At 43.5% G+C, this 14,247-nt stretch carries 12 protein-coding genes; 5 read left to right on the top strand and 7 right to left on the bottom strand.

All coding sequences use genetic code 11. The features are described from left to right. Window positions 1–156 precede the first annotated feature (156 nt). Window positions 157–1,005 carry a hypothetical protein gene (locus ACJJIT_RS06750; RefSeq protein ID WP_444900400.1) on the bottom strand — a complete coding sequence of 283 codons (849 nt, stop codon included), beginning with the start codon at window positions 1,003–1,005 and terminating at the stop codon, window positions 157–159. A 478-nt stretch (window positions 1,006–1,483) separates the two neighbouring features. After that, entirely contained in the window at window positions 1,484–1,903 is a 420-nt protein-coding gene (locus ACJJIT_RS06745) for a DUF2267 domain-containing protein (RefSeq protein WP_444900399.1), read from the bottom strand. A 233-nt stretch (window positions 1,904–2,136) separates the two neighbouring features. Here ACJJIT_RS06745 and ACJJIT_RS06740 point away from each other — a divergent pair, with 233 nt between their 5' ends. After that, a complete protein-coding gene (locus ACJJIT_RS06740) occupies window positions 2,137–3,534 on the top strand; it encodes an amidase family protein (protein WP_444900398.1) in 1,398 nt (465 codons plus the stop codon). Between the two features lie 40 nt (window positions 3,535–3,574). Here the strand turns inward: ACJJIT_RS06740 and ACJJIT_RS06735 are convergent, their stop codons facing one another. Together ACJJIT_RS06735 and ACJJIT_RS06730 are read right to left on the bottom strand one after the other, a co-directional pair. Then, complete coding sequence (locus tag ACJJIT_RS06735; RefSeq protein WP_444900397.1) at window positions 3,575–4,711, bottom strand: methyltransferase; 1,137 nt, start codon at window positions 4,709–4,711, stop codon at window positions 3,575–3,577. A gap of 82 nt (window positions 4,712–4,793) precedes the next feature. Beyond that, window positions 4,794–5,387, bottom strand: coding sequence for a TetR/AcrR family transcriptional regulator (locus ACJJIT_RS06730; RefSeq protein ID WP_444900396.1), 594 nt, complete (start codon window positions 5,385–5,387; stop codon window positions 4,794–4,796). A gap of 852 nt (window positions 5,388–6,239) precedes the next feature. Here ACJJIT_RS06730 and csrA point away from each other — a divergent pair. Further along, window positions 6,240–6,428: a carbon storage regulator CsrA gene (gene csrA / locus ACJJIT_RS06725; RefSeq protein WP_444884381.1), complete on the top strand. Its 189-nt coding sequence runs from the start codon at window positions 6,240–6,242 to the stop codon at window positions 6,426–6,428. A 264-nt stretch (window positions 6,429–6,692) separates the two neighbouring features. On the opposite strand, the gene ACJJIT_RS06720 is transcribed toward csrA, so the two are convergent. From ACJJIT_RS06720 to ACJJIT_RS06710, 3 genes are all read right to left on the bottom strand, one after another. Further along, complete coding sequence (locus tag ACJJIT_RS06720) at window positions 6,693–7,568, bottom strand: SDR family oxidoreductase (RefSeq protein ID WP_444900395.1); 876 nt, start codon at window positions 7,566–7,568, stop codon at window positions 6,693–6,695. 454 nt (window positions 7,569–8,022) lie between these two features. Further along, a complete protein-coding gene (locus tag ACJJIT_RS06715; protein ID WP_444900394.1) occupies window positions 8,023–8,850 on the bottom strand; it encodes an SDR family NAD(P)-dependent oxidoreductase in 828 nt (275 codons plus the stop codon). A 160-nt stretch (window positions 8,851–9,010) separates the two neighbouring features. After that, window positions 9,011–9,853, bottom strand: coding sequence for a type 1 glutamine amidotransferase domain-containing protein (locus ACJJIT_RS06710; RefSeq protein WP_444884378.1), 843 nt, complete (start codon window positions 9,851–9,853; stop codon window positions 9,011–9,013). Window positions 9,854–9,979: 126 nt separating this feature from the next. Here ACJJIT_RS06710 and ACJJIT_RS06705 point away from each other — a divergent pair, with 126 nt between their 5' ends. The 3 genes from ACJJIT_RS06705 (at window position 9,980) to ACJJIT_RS06695 (ending at window position 13,998) form a co-directional block, all read left to right on the top strand. After that, complete coding sequence (locus ACJJIT_RS06705) at window positions 9,980–10,891, top strand: LysR family transcriptional regulator (protein ID WP_444900393.1); 912 nt, start codon at window positions 9,980–9,982, stop codon at window positions 10,889–10,891. 419 nt (window positions 10,892–11,310) lie between these two features. Beyond that, window positions 11,311–11,514, top strand: a complete 204-nt coding sequence (locus ACJJIT_RS06700; RefSeq protein WP_444886614.1) for a hypothetical protein — start codon at window positions 11,311–11,313, stop codon at window positions 11,512–11,514. A gap of 309 nt (window positions 11,515–11,823) precedes the next feature. Next, window positions 11,824–13,998 (top strand): hypothetical protein, encoded by a 2,175-nt coding sequence (locus ACJJIT_RS06695; RefSeq protein WP_444900392.1) that lies wholly within the window; start codon window positions 11,824–11,826, stop codon window positions 13,996–13,998. Window positions 13,999–14,247 lie beyond the last annotated feature (249 nt).

The following is a 14,247-nucleotide window of genomic DNA, read 5'->3' as shown; positions in this document are numbered from 1 at the left end:
GCACTAAGAACGTCAATTAAGTTTGCAGCCAAATTAAAATCAATCTTCATTCGACTTGCGTAGTTAAAAAGCCAGATACTTTACCTCTACTAAGAGATAACTCTCGCAGAAGATTTATTATCTTTGAGCGTCACTCTAGATTTAATACTATAGAATTTATTTGGGCCTAAGAGTCTCTATATACTGCGCATCTACCCACATTATTTCAAAATTCGGGGGGCTACAACGACGACAGTAGAAAAGATATTTTCCATCTGGTGTTACATATCCCCCACCATCTTCCCCCTCTGTATTGATTTTATCACCAAAGTTAATAGCTTCACCCCATGAGCCATCCTGCTGGCGAAAGCTGATATACATGTCGCTATCACCATATCCGCCCTCTCTTTCACTATCCCAGATGATGTAAGACTCATCAGGGGCAATAAAGGGGTGAGCAGTCCACTTGCCCGTGTTTATCTGTTGGCCAAAAGGCTTTGGCGTTTCACGCTTATCATCTAACAGTCGTGAATAGCGAAGAATACCATCACCGTTTTGACCTACCTCATCAAATACAAAGGTTCCTTTCGCAGAAGCAGTAAGGCGCATAATACGAATGTCTTCAAATTGTGAGCCAAGACTTTTAAGCTCTGACCAACCATTAGCGGTACGCTCTCTATATTGATTTCTAGCATACATCGTTTGACCATCCGGTGAGATGGAACCGCCCCAGGCCACTTCAGACTCATGCCAGCGATTATTCTCAAGCTTGAATACAACTTTCGAGGATTTGCCACTTTGGTGATATCTTCTTGTAACGTAGTACTCTTTCATATCTGGCGTGAAGTAACCGCCCCAGTCACGATACTCTTTCGAAGGCTTAGGGGCGAACAGTTGTGGAGTCAGCCCAGGTGGCTTCTGTCCAAGGTAAGGGCCTTCAAGCACTACAGGGGTATCCTTGCTATAGCTGGTACCACTTAGAGTTAGCAGGGAAAGTAAAATGACTGCCGTAGAACGATGCCTCATGACTTATCCTTATTTGATCAAGGGGTAACTGGCAATCACTGTAATCAACTTGGCTATATAGCGCCTGACGTCCTTGTGAATTTTGCCTGATTCTTATTCTGATGGCGGCAATCAGCTCACTGCATGTATAAAATATATACAAATACCACCCTCTTAGGCAGGCTTTCAGTTATGGGCGGTGGTAAGCTCAAGAAGCAATAACAATACGGATCAACCTCCATAGACTCCTCAACTGTTTCCAATCCACCATTCTCCCTGTTTCAGGATTTCTATACTTTTTACTTTGTGGCCACCCTCTACTTCAACGATTTCTTCCTCGTAAAATTTACTCTACTATTTTGTGTCCTTCTGGCAATTGCATCGCCTTATCCAGTAGTCATATCCTCTGAGTGCAATAAAAATCCATACACCCCACCTAACCGTAAAGCGGACTCAATGTGTATAGACTTTCCCACCCTCCTTATGGGCATCTACCCGCTTAGGGTCGCCAAAATTCAAAGGCCCCATCCGGAAGCTTTAAAAGCAACTCATCAAATACCTCTTCATCCACATGTTTCCGTATAGCTTTAGCAACATCTTTAATTGCTGTAACTGTTGAAAAATTGTGCTTCCCTCGTAATAACCGCACCTCCCTGGTCATTTCCTCAACACTATCAAAGTCTTTCTTTTCTTCGTTAACATCCCAGTCGGCCACAAACAAAGATCTCAGGCAAACGGGTAAGACATTGGAAAACGCAATAGCATCGGATGTAGAAATTCGACGGCGGAACACATGAAAAACGCCCTGTGTCATTGTATAGGTAACATGCGTACTCCAAAGCCCAGCTATATCTCGAGCATCAACTAAATATTCAAAAAATTTTTCAGATGCTTTCTCATATTCCAATGGCACAGTCATAATTAGTTTTACTAATCCTGATTAATATTAATTACGATTAACACCTTACATCAAACACTACTGAAGTAGCGTGATTGATGTATTCTATACTTATAATGATCTGATATTTTTTCCTAACGATTAATCATGTATGGCAACCAAACACGCTGTCTATCATAATTCATAACCTTAAGGGTGCAGGATTATGACTGACATGTACTAAGATTGATTCAAATTTTCATAAAAACCAAACCATGACAACGTCTCTACGCCAGCTCTCTGAAATGGTCCGCAAAAGGAAGATCACAGCGACATCCTTAATTGAAGATGCCTGCGATAATGCGGTGGCCCACTCAGATCTGGATGCTTTTATCTGCCTGGATAGGCAAGGCGCATTACAGAAAGCACAGCGCATTGATAACGAGCTGAAAGAAAGCAGCAATAACTGGCCTCTTGCTGGCATCCCTATCGTTGTCAAAGACAATATCAATGTGAGAGGTTTTCAAACGACTGCGGGCACACCTGGTATGAACTTCCAGGCCAAGACTTCTGCCCCAATAATTGAGAGTCTAGAGAAGGCCGGAGCTATCGTCATTGGCAAAACCAATTTGCACGAACTCGCCTTCGGCGTAACCTCGAATAACGCCGCCTATGGTGCAGTCAGGAATCCTTGGGATAAATCCTGTTTTCCAGGTGGTTCATCCGGGGGAACAGCAGTAGCCATTGCTGCCGGGATCGTATCTGCAGGCCTGGGCACAGATACCGCCGGTTCAATCAGGCTGCCAGCAGCCCTCACGGGAATTGTGGGCTTTCGACCATCCACTGGCTGCCTGAGTACTGAGGGAATAGTGCCCTCTGTACCAGCGTTTGATACCCCAGGCCCCATGGCCGCCAACGTAGAGGATACCGCTTATCTGTTTGAGATATTAACCGGGTCTGCCCTACCCCAGGCAAAACCACTTAATCAGCTGCGCCTTGGGCTTGCCCACCCGCTATTTGATAATCTCTCACCAGGTGTATATCAAGCTTTTAAAGCTGCGTTACATTCCCTTAGCTCCGCGGGAACCACCCTAATAGAAATCGATTTATCCTCGTCAGTGAGCGCAGTCCTTGATGTTGGGTTTCCTATCGGATTTCATCAAATGAAAACCGCTATGACCCAATTTTTGGCGAGTTACCAGCCTAATACCCAACTTGCTGAGTTGGTTGCAATGATCAAAAGTAATGATGTAAAGGCTGTCTATCAGGAGTCAGTACTCGGCCCTAAGGCACCATCAAATGCCGAGTATCAAACCGCTTTAAAGAAGATGCCTGGAGTACGCGACAACTACCTAAAAATCATCCAGCAGCACCAACTAGATGCGATAGTATTCCCTACAGCACCGATCGAAGCTCAATCTATTAGTACTTCATCAAACCAACTTGAACTAAACGCAAAAATACTTCCAACTCTGGACACACTCATACACAACAATGCCACAGCAGCTGTCACCGGTGCTCCCGGAATAAGTATTCCTATTGGGCGAGGCAATAATGGCTTACCGGTAGGTCTGGAACTGGATGGAGTGCCCGGCGCCGACTTAACACTTCTCGCCATAGCAAAGGAAATTGAGCTTCAGATACCGCCACTGGTGTCGAATGGTCTGAAGTGAAACTTCAAACCCCATTAGAGATGCCTCAATGACTGGCAGCTCACTTTAACCCTTCTCTTTTCTTTAAAACCATCACTTTAGCGAAAGACCGAACGCTGACAGTCTCAACCAAGTAGAAAGGACTCTGAGCAAATAACTTATTCCATTCACTGACCGTTCGTTCACGCCCTTTTGTTCCCATTAGCATCTGCATATCCATTGCCGCTAAATTGAGATCTGCCCCTTTCTCTGGCAGTACCGCATCAACAATCGCTAAAGTAGTATTACGTTCACCCATCGCCCGATGAATATTCATTAAAAGCTCTTTAGCCCTGGAATCATTCAGCAAGTGAAAAATAGCCACACACAAATAGATGTCCTTATCACTTACTGCATCTGGAAGTGGGTCATTTAGGATATCAGTAGGATAAAAATCCAATCGTTTCTTAACATCATCACCGAGGTGACTATCCCAATACTCTCGCGCAGTCGATTCTACATTGCTCCTGTCAACAACAACTGCTGTCAGGTGTTTGTACGAAGAAAGGATACTGGCACTTTTACTGCCTTTTGCACCGCCCAAATCAATAATTCGATCAAAATTCTTCCAGTTAAAGTCTTGCAGGTATTGTAAACCGGTAAGATGATCAACAGTATCCATTGCACCCGAAAATAGGTCACTAACCTTCGGGTGATCATTCATATAATCAAACATCTCCTTTTCATACACACCTTCAAAAGGTACGCTCCCCTCTTTGATATGCCCCTCAAAGTTGGAAAACCATGGTCTACTAAATTCAGGTGAATTATGCATCAGGATCATATTTTTTACGCTGTTGTCGGCGTTAGTACGAAGCGCTTTTGAATTTCTATTATGCGAAAAACATTTTGGTTCCTCTTCTTTAAAAATCCCCATTGCGCATAACATTCTCATCAATCGATAGAGGTACTGTTTATCGGCTTTGCAAGCATCCGCCAACTTATCTATCGAAATGGCTTTATCTTCAATATGATCAGCAACATTAAGACAGGCAACAGCATATAAACAGCGAGATTGCCAAAATAAAGATCCTATTTGCATCAAACGAAAGGGAGCCGGGATCAGGCGATTTGGAATATTGCATAAACTGTAAACCGCATTGGAAACCCTCTGAAAGATCCAATTAGAGACCCTATTCTTTTGCATAGACCTGGGCATAAGAACTCCTCAGAAAAAAATGTCTGACAAAAATATCCAACAAAATAAACAGCTCTGTTATTACAAACAGAGACTTGAAAGGTTACATATTTTGTAAACCGGCCTTTAAGATTCGGCCATTAAAATCGGCAAGCTGCTTTAAAAACTCAGGCCCCATTTCCTGGCCCATTTGCTCCTCAAGAACTGGTTTGGCCAGCATGGGCAACATAGCAAGACTAACAAACGCAATCCTGAGCAAATCATATTCAGTACCAGCGTCCGAAGGTTCAGCGCCCTGAATTTCCGCCAACCTTCTGGCCCCCCGTTGGCGCCCCCGCTCTAAGAGTTGGCGAATAACATTCTTTCCTGGCCCCTCGTTAAGCGCCATAACTTTCAAGATTAGGGCTGGAAACTTGGGATTCTCCTGCATTGTGGCATAGTAGAGGTCGAAGAAGTCACCAAAATCCCAGTCGCCATCTAGGCTCAGCTGCTCAACAGCATTAATCAGGGGGAGTAAGGTTTGACGAATCATATCTTCGTATAAGCCATCCTTACTGCCGAAGTAATACCGAATCATTGATACCGCCACCCCCGCCTTGGCAGCAATCTGGCGAGTGGTTACCCGGTGATACTCATCGTTCAAAAAGCACTCTCGTGCCGCTTCTATCAACCGATTGGCAACATCTGACTCCTGCATATTCCTTACCATCCTCGATTTGTAATGCAATGGAGGCTAACAGGGTCTAGCACCACCTTCCATAATGACTGTTGTTCAATATAAGGGGTTTGTACGAACACTGAGCGCTTAACTACCTTAGACCGCTATACAGAGATAAAAGGAGCAAGCTGATTCCTCACATTAGCTTTTAAATGAATAAATAGTCACTCTTTAGCGTGCCCATTCATACAGACAAATTCTAAGTCATCCAGGAGCTCGCAATAGACAAAATATCGGGAGCTAGTTAAAACACAAGAGTCTATAAAGAATGCAGATTTAGCTTGCGTTTCTTGAAAGAAAAATCAGATTTACCTAAAGGAAAAAGAACAAAATATAGGCACAAAAATAATCTTATTGGATTTTATTAAGTTTGTTTTAGTGTCAAAGCTGCGTAGAATTGGTAGATATTTATCGGTATTTTTGGCTGTCACTGTGCGAGTTTAATCGGCACATAGCTCAAGTTTAAAAATCCGAAAAGCTTTCCAAATAATCCATTTACTTATAGGAGAACAGTAGCGTGACATAAGAGTAAGTAAAAGGCGCTGACCCATGGTGCGGGAACACCAGGGGCCAGCTGACCAAATTGATACACAGACTATCAAGATGGCTATATGCATAGTACGCTAGAAACCCGCTCGTCTTCAATAAAGTGGAGTACATTCAGCAGCTTGGAGCGATTCCCCAGGCTCTGGGAGCGTTGCGCCCGCCTTTTCTTCTTCTATGCCTACCGTTCCCGTGCCCCACCTCAAATTTCCTGCAAGCACCGCCCTTCAAGCCGCCTTCCCATTACGGAATGCCTAGCCATAACTTGCATATCAGTAGGAAAAGAAAATGTTGATTTTAAAACGCCGGACTGGCGAAAATCTAAGAATTGGAACAAATGTCTCTATCACAGTATTGGAGGTTAAGGGTAATCAAGTAAAGATAGGAATACATGCACCCAAATTCCTACCTGTGCACCGTGAAGAAATTTATATACGTATTCAAAAGGAAAGAAAATTGATAAACCGAAGTGGCTGAGAGCCTACGCCTCCAATAGAAAGGGCCCACTATGGGCCTAAAATTCTCTATATGGATCTGGTTCCGACAACTTCGCAATATAAGTTTCTATCTTATCCCTCTCCCTCATGCTCCATATACTAACTATAATTAACTTCCATTGAGATAATGTTACTTTCGGGACAATAAAAATACGTACTCAAGAAATTTTGATAGATACTTTTACAAAAAGGCACTTTTATACCTGTGAAAGTATGCAGAGTGCCCACTAATACCATAAGCCGTTTAGTACTTTTTAAGCTGGAATAAATTACCCATTTCGTATGCTGAATAAATTTCCTGCATTGCCTCTTCGGTAACTTGATTGATCTTTTCTATCGTAGGGTTCAATCCAGTACCGTCAACAGTTGTTCGAAACGGTCGACTTGCAGGTTCTGTCTTCAGTAAATTCAGAACCGCATCTGCAACCAATTGTGGGCTGGGGGCATTCTCTGACTCATGGCCCTTCTCTGTACCGGCCCACATTTGCTCCGGGGCATCTGCATACTCACCATAACTCGCAGCCACTTCTTTATCACTTGCTCTTAACAGGTTTGAGCCAAAATCGGTTCCAAATCCGCCGGGTTGAACAATCAAAGATTGAATACCAAATTGCGCCAGCTCTACGCGATAATTCTCTGCCATTCCTTCTACCGCATGTTTGGTGGCATTATAAGAACCAAGGAAAGGTAATACGAACTTACCTAAAATGCTTGATATCTGAATAAGAGTTCCACTGCTGCGCTGTTTCATCTGCGGCAACACTGCACGTATTAAACGCTGAACGCCAAAAACATTGATATCAAAAACCTTTTTAAAGTCCTCGATGGTAAAGCTTTCCTGCCACCCGAGCGTACCGACTCCCGCGTTATTAATTAAGATATCAATTGGGCCGACTTCTTTAGTTGCTTGAGCAATACCCTTGGCAACGCTCTCATCATCGGTTACATCAATATCGACGACAACGATACCTTTAGCAATAAGCTCATTAGCTACAGAAGCATTGCGGCCACTTGGGTCTCGCATGGTGCCGATGACTTTGTAGCCATTATTTGCAAGTGTATTGGCAATTAGATAACCGAAACCACTATTTGAACCAGTAATAAGCGCTGTTTGAGTCATGATTGTCTCCTTAAAATTTGCATCACATCAGCTGCTGTAAAGATTAAGACTTGCACGTGTATTAATGAAATTGATTTAATGCATATAGCAATGAATAAAAATAATAGCCGCAAAACCAGTACGCAAAATGTTTTATAGGCCACCCTTATTGATCAAATGTTCAATCAGGGTTTTTTTAAAAATTAAGAAAAAAGGGCTTCAACACAAAGAGCCGGATTGGTTATCTATCAGATTTTGCATCTAGTTTTTTATTGAGAATAATAGCTAGACACAACGTACAGAATAAAAAACCATAAGATATTTTGAATAAGCAGCCTAAGGAATGAAGATCTTAAAAGCTGTCATCTAGCACCATACAGGTATAGGACTTAAACAATTACAAAATTGAGTTAAGCCCAACCGGTATACCATTTAGATAACTCTAGTTATTTTTTCCACAAGGAAAAATGTATTCTCATTGTTTACCCATCTCCGCCTCAAATGCCTCACGGTAGTCGGGGTGCCAACGAGAGAGTGGCGGACGGTTGTTAATAATATCCCCTATCGCCCAGCTCATGCGTTTAACATCAGTTTCACGATCTACGTCATTATCCGGGCAAAGAATGTAAAAATCACCACGCTCGACGCTCTCCAGCATAAAATTGACCACTTGATCTGCAGTCCATGCGCCATCTGGTTTACTAGGGCTACCAATCATACCCGTGTAAGTGAAACCAGGAATTAACAAGTGAGATGAGACCTGGCTTCCAGGTGTATTTCGAATAGAGTGCTGTAACGCCTCCGCAGTAGCTTTTACCGCAGCCTTACTGACGTTGTAAGCCGGATTTCCAGGTGGAGTGGTAATTCCCTGCTTAGATCCGGTTGTAACGATAACAGATGGGCTGTTTTGACTGATCATTTCGGGGGCAAATGTATGAATACAATGAATCACACCCCAAAGGTTTGTGTTGATAATCTTATTCCAACTATCTAAATTCTCCCAACTTCCATTTTTGCCAGCAATTCCTGCGTTATTAAAAAGAAAGTCGATACGACCGAATTCTTTTTTAACTTGATCTTTGAGCGCTAGTACCGAGCTAAAATCACTCACATCGGTTTCTACTATTAAAGTATCATTTGGTAGAGCGCGCTTAGCTTCTTCCAGTTTTTCTTTGTTAACATCTGCTAAACAAATCTTCATCCCTCTTTTTGATAGGGCCTTTGCTGCCGCAAAACCTATTCCGCTGGCACCACCAGTAATAACTGCAACATTATTCGGCTGAAAGATAGTAGATGTGCTCATTGGGATTCCTGGATTATCGTCAAAGACATAAATTAGAGTTTGTGGAATACGGTATTAATACTGCTCCTTCAGGCATAGGCTTTTTACCGAAATCATTCTTTACAGCCTTGGGACTCTCAATGGAGTTTTGCCTGAAGAAGCCTGCTACTAAGATAGACGACTATTTCATCAATTTTAGAAGCTCTTGAGCAACAGCAATGGAGGATTTGTTGTTCTGGCCTGTTACCAGTTCACGATCAACAACTACATGCGGCTGCCAATCTTCTTTACTACGGGAGTAATTACCACCGGCATTGGTGAGTGCATTTTGAGGCCAGTAGAACAGCTCATCACCACCTAAGTAGTATTGAGTAGCTACAGCTTCTTCTGAGTTACTAAAAGAGGTCATTTTGTAACCGTCATATACCCAGCCCTTGGCAGCTTTAGCTTTCTTACCGGCTTTCATTTGGGTTTCAAATTCAGAGCTATTAGGCAAAGCGGACAACAGCGCAACTGGGCCATGACACACTAAACCGGTAGGCTTGGACTCAGCGTTAAAATGACGTAAGAAGCTGCCCAATTGATCATTGGATACCAGGTCACCTAAAGGTGCATGCCCCCCAGGTACAAACAGCGCATCAAAATTCTCTATACCGATTTGCTCAATACGAGCAAAGCTAACTACTGGGCTGTGATCTTTGTCAGTCAGCATTAGCTGGTTGAGTAACGCTTTATGGGCATTGTAGTTTTCTTGACTAGTATCTAAGAAATGGTCAGGCGTGTCTGAGACCGGGTCCAATGTCGGCGCCAGCCCCATCGGGGTAGCGAATGTTATTGTGTGGCCAGCTTCCATCATCAACTTGACCGGCTCCATAAGCTCATTCAAATAGAAGCCCGTTTTGTAGTCACTACCACCCTTCAGCTTCATTTCTGACACATCTGACATCACAACCAGAACGTTATCTGCCACCGCCAGTGGGCTGACTAGCAATGCTGCCATCGCAAGCAGTTTCTTCAAGTTCATAATCACTTCCTCGAAATTAGGGTTGAATCAATTGAAGTGGCGACAGAATAGGACCCCAGGCTTCATTACTGAAATTAATTAACCTAATATAGGCATGAGCATAACTAATGGCTGAGACTGGTTAGAATGGGCAATATTTCGGACATTGAGCTGAACCAACTAAGGCTCCTGCAGATTATATTTGAGACCCGAAACCTGACCCGGGCTGGTGATCGTGCAGGGCTAACGCAGTCTGCGGTAAGCCATACGCTGAAGAAACTCCGCCACAGTTTTGATGACTCACTAGTCATAAGGCAAGGCAATCAACTGGTACTGACTCCAAGGGCTGAGTCCCTACAAACACCGTTAAGTCGCTGGCTAAGTGATTTTGAGCGGAATATTTTAAATCAAGAAGAATTCAATCCTGAAAGTACGCAACGCACTTTTTATATCGCGACGAGCGACCTGGTGGAGCAAAGTATCGCTCCCCCCCTAATAGCATTACTGCAAAAAGACGCTCCGAGAGTTCAGGTTATTTTTATAAAGTTAGATAAGCACAGGATCGCCAACCAGATTGAGAGTGGTGAGGCGGATCTTTCTATCAGTGTTATGGAATCAAGTCATCCAAGCCTGATAGTAAAAACCTTGTATAAAGACTCTTTTGTCTCAGCGGTAAGAAATAATCATCCATTTTTGAAAGACAAGAAAAATGTTCATAGTTTTTGTCAATATCCGCATATTATGGCAGGTACGGGGAGAGATAACCGCGGAACAGTTGACAAGGCACTAGAAGAAATTGGCTTATCCAGAAATGTTCAATTTAAAGTAGCGAATTTTTCCAGTGCGCCCTACATTGTAGAATGCAGTGACGGAATCCTCACCGCACCAAGAAAATTTATCCAGTCTATTGCCGGCAAATTCAATATTGTGCATTTTACTCCACCTGTCACCCTCCCCCAATACTCTATGAAAGCCTATTGGAACTTAAAAAATAAGGATGATCCGGCAAATAAATGGTTGAGGCAAAAGATCGTGGAAGTTGCTCGTATTGAATACTAGTTTCAAATGAGTTTATTTTTAACTATCTTAATTAGCGCATCAAGTATCGATGCTTTATTATGTGTGGCTACAATCAGTGAAACCTCTCAAATCTTTAGTTTATAAATTGATATCGTTATCAAGAGGCCGCCGAGAACCTTTTGGAGGCCCCCACCTTACACACACATCACCTTCCTCCAGGGTACCTTTCAGAATATCACACCTGATTTTAGGGGTCGTTATTTGCTGTCTGCAATTCTCTAATGACCTATCCGGATAGGAATCTCTGCAGTATTCAGCAAATAACTCACTTGCTTTTTCCGGTCTGGAAAAATAGACAACACCGACTATCAATATCATAACTACCACTACAACTTTCATAAATTAGGTCTTTAGAATATTGAGACTACAAATATTTCCGCTTGTGGATTGATTTTCAAATGCATAAACCAGCCGGAAAATTTGCGCTAGATATCGCTGCCTATGCAGTAATGGGCAATCACCACCACATCGCACTCTATATCGACAACGAGATAGTACTGAATATGTCAGGCACCCAGCCAAGACACTTTGAGATTCGAATTCCACAGTTACTGGTGATTTCTCTCCCAACTAGATCGCCCCCTGTCAGTACTACCTATTGATTTTCCCACTTGGAATTGAACATATCCGAGATTGCTCAAAGCTCTGTACACGTCATCTCTAGCTGGAGACCATCCAAACAGAGAGGATTCATATCATAATACTTTTTTAGACCCCAAGAGTTGCGTGTTCTCTAAATTTTTCAAGATCCTCGCTCAAAAAAGGTTCAGTGGAAAATATATTAAGTACTGCACAGAAAAGTAAATGAAGGAAACTAGAATGATCCCCCAAATTTACCTTTTCAACACTGTGAAGTGGTCCACAAGTTCCCACATTGCATTCGATTTAAATAATGAATCTTCGAGCAGACTATGGATAAGCTATTTAGCAAGAAAATTTTGGCATTGGCACTTACTATTGTATTGGCCTCATGCAGCGGCGGTGGAGGCTCCTCTTCGGATTCCGACCCAGCCCCATCCACAGGGGGAGATGGTAGTGGCCAGGGATCTGGAAGTGGTACGGGCGGCAGCGGATCAGGTAGCACTACACCACTTCCAGACAATGAACCCGGTACAGTGACTGTTGGCGATATTGAAACTGCAGACTTGGGATTTGCCCGAATCACTTCTCGGGATATCACCTTACCGAATGGCCAACCCAATGCCCAAGAGGTTCACGGGCTCCCACACTATATTGCCAGAACAGACAGCACCCAGGACGACACCCTAAAGTCGGTCCCCATGCGAAGTTACACAGCTGCCTGCGCAACTGACACCGACAAACCTCGAATGTTTGTTTCTAAGACCCTAAGCGAGGGTAGTGGAGATGATGAAGTCACTTATGGCACTGTTTATGAGCTGCAATATAACCCAGAGACTTCAAGCTTCGATCAAACCGGTAACACAACGATACTAAAACAATGCTACGAGTCGCACGGTATTGCGGCCAGCTCAGATTGCTCCCGGGTTGCGGTCTTATGCAACACTGAATACCAAGCCAACAAGCGCTATGAGGTGCAGGGTGACTTGGTAGAGCAATACGGTAGCGATTGGATGAAAATGGAAGATAACATCAGCCCTATTGATGCCCGTATTGAAAGGGACATCGGCCTGATGATATCAACCAATCATAGTCAGTACATCGGCTACTTTACTGATCATGCCACCCTGAAATTTGAGGACTTCCTCCCTGGGCTTAAAGCTAAATTCCCAGAGACCGATTTTGGTGATTCTCCATCCTTTAAGACCATTAAAGGGAAAGAGATGCAAGAGGAGATGGCTTATATTGTCGATCAGCTCTCTGAAGCCGACTATAACGCGATGGTCGAGTACATTCGTGAGAGAGGTTATAAATATAACGAACAGATCTGGCTCATGGAGTGGGACGATCAACCACTCAGTGAAAAGCCTGTGGCCTATGTTGTGAACAAGATGCACGGTGGTGGCCATGCCGGAGCCCAGGAGCTTATCTATGTGGACAATGATAGCCAAGGCCGCACCAGCTATGCCTTCTCCGTAACAGCGCGAGTATTTGACGGCAGCTATGGTGGCTCCCACTACTCTGCAGGAATGACGGTTATTGATCGAGATAACTGGTCCCTAAACATGAGTGGAAGTAATAATAGAGGTTGGTATTGGCTTTGTGGCTATGGCCACGTATTAAACATTCGCGCCTTCTATAATCCAGGTAATGAAAAGTATGGAGCAATTTGTACCAGCGATGGCGGAAAATATAATCAGTCTCGCGGGTTAAACACTATTGCGATCAAAATGGAGGATACTTCCTCTACCAGTAGATTCGAAGGAAGTTACAATTACCTTGTTCCCTCCGACAATGCATTCTTCTCCAATGGCGGTGGGCACACGGTAGTGCCGGTTGATAAAGACACAAATCTATCGCTTATCGTCTCCCCCAAGTATATTGATGACGAGGAAATGAATCGCTTCCTACAAAGCGAATACGGCATTGATACAAGTAGTGGCGGCCCCTTTGATGAGCAATGTTCAGATAGTACGAATTGCTTCTTCTCCTATATGTCAAGCAGCAACCCAACCATCTCCAGGCAGGGCCTACGCGGAGGCGATGCCTTGGACTCCTCTTCTTTAACCCGTATTGGTATCGCCAAAGTCGATGGTAACGGCAGTATCGAGGGGCAAGGCTTTAAATGGCTGGTAGAAGAGCCCGACTGTCAAATCAGTGATCCTCAACTTATTGATTTGAAAAATGGTCGCTACCTGTTTGGCTACGCACAATTTCAGTGCATCTCCGACAACCTGTCGTACAACCGAAGTTCAGCGAAGAATGGCGCAATGCGTATGCTGGTCCCCAAGGCCTATTATGTTATGGAGATTGATGCGGACCTCAATGTATTAGAAGGGCCAGTAAAACTAACCAAGTTTGGTTGGGGTGGCTTGGATGAACCCATTTTCCTTGGCAATGGTAAAGTAGCTTGGTCATATATCAAGAACCCCACCTATGATAATTACGGCGGCGGCAGTCAAAATGTTTGGCAAGCGATGATTTACCATTCAAACAGTGTTAACTAATTCAGCTATAGAGAAATCACTAACAACTTAAAAATGGAGAGCCCTGCTCTCCATTTTTATTGGATGAAAGGAATACCCTTTCAATTGGATCACTATTTGGGGCTTATGGACTGGAGTGACCGGCATTTAGACCCTAGAAAACTCGGAGCTATTGCCGAAAATACACCACCTATCCTCCAACGGCTGGGCGTATCCTCTAAACACTGGCTTTATCTCAATCGAAATTTTGAGAGCCGCTTTAAAGGTTTG

Source organism: Microbulbifer mixtoriginis (SeqCode) (genome assembly GCF_052467515.1).
The sequence above is the reverse complement of the archived record's forward strand: the minus strand, read 5'-3'. Positions and strand labels throughout refer to the sequence as shown.

Coding starts and splice junctions, on each gene's coding strand:
- ACJJIT_RS06750 (WP_444900400.1), bottom strand. CDS start 1,005: ATGAGGCATCGTTCTACGGCAGTCATTTTACTTTCCCTGCTAACTCTA.
- ACJJIT_RS06745 (WP_444900399.1), bottom strand. CDS start 1,903: ATGACTGTGCCATTGGAATATGAGAAAGCATCTGAAAAATTTTTTGAA.
- ACJJIT_RS06740 (WP_444900398.1), top strand. CDS start 2,137: ATGACAACGTCTCTACGCCAGCTCTCTGAAATGGTCCGCAAAAGGAAG.
- ACJJIT_RS06735 (WP_444900397.1), bottom strand. CDS start 4,711: ATGCCCAGGTCTATGCAAAAGAATAGGGTCTCTAATTGGATCTTTCAG.
- ACJJIT_RS06730 (WP_444900396.1), bottom strand. CDS start 5,387: ATGCAGGAGTCAGATGTTGCCAATCGGTTGATAGAAGCGGCACGAGAG.
- csrA (WP_444884381.1), top strand. CDS start 6,240: ATGTTGATTTTAAAACGCCGGACTGGCGAAAATCTAAGAATTGGAACA.
- ACJJIT_RS06720 (WP_444900395.1), bottom strand. CDS start 7,568: ATGACTCAAACAGCGCTTATTACTGGTTCAAATAGTGGTTTCGGTTAT.
- ACJJIT_RS06715 (WP_444900394.1), bottom strand. CDS start 8,850: ATGAGCACATCTACTATCTTTCAGCCGAATAATGTTGCAGTTATTACT.
- ACJJIT_RS06710 (WP_444884378.1), bottom strand. CDS start 9,853: ATGAACTTGAAGAAACTGCTTGCGATGGCAGCATTGCTAGTCAGCCCA.
- ACJJIT_RS06705 (WP_444900393.1), top strand. CDS start 9,980: ATGGGCAATATTTCGGACATTGAGCTGAACCAACTAAGGCTCCTGCAG.
- ACJJIT_RS06700 (WP_444886614.1), top strand. CDS start 11,311: ATGCATAAACCAGCCGGAAAATTTGCGCTAGATATCGCTGCCTATGCA.
- ACJJIT_RS06695 (WP_444900392.1), top strand. CDS start 11,824: ATGGATAAGCTATTTAGCAAGAAAATTTTGGCATTGGCACTTACTATT.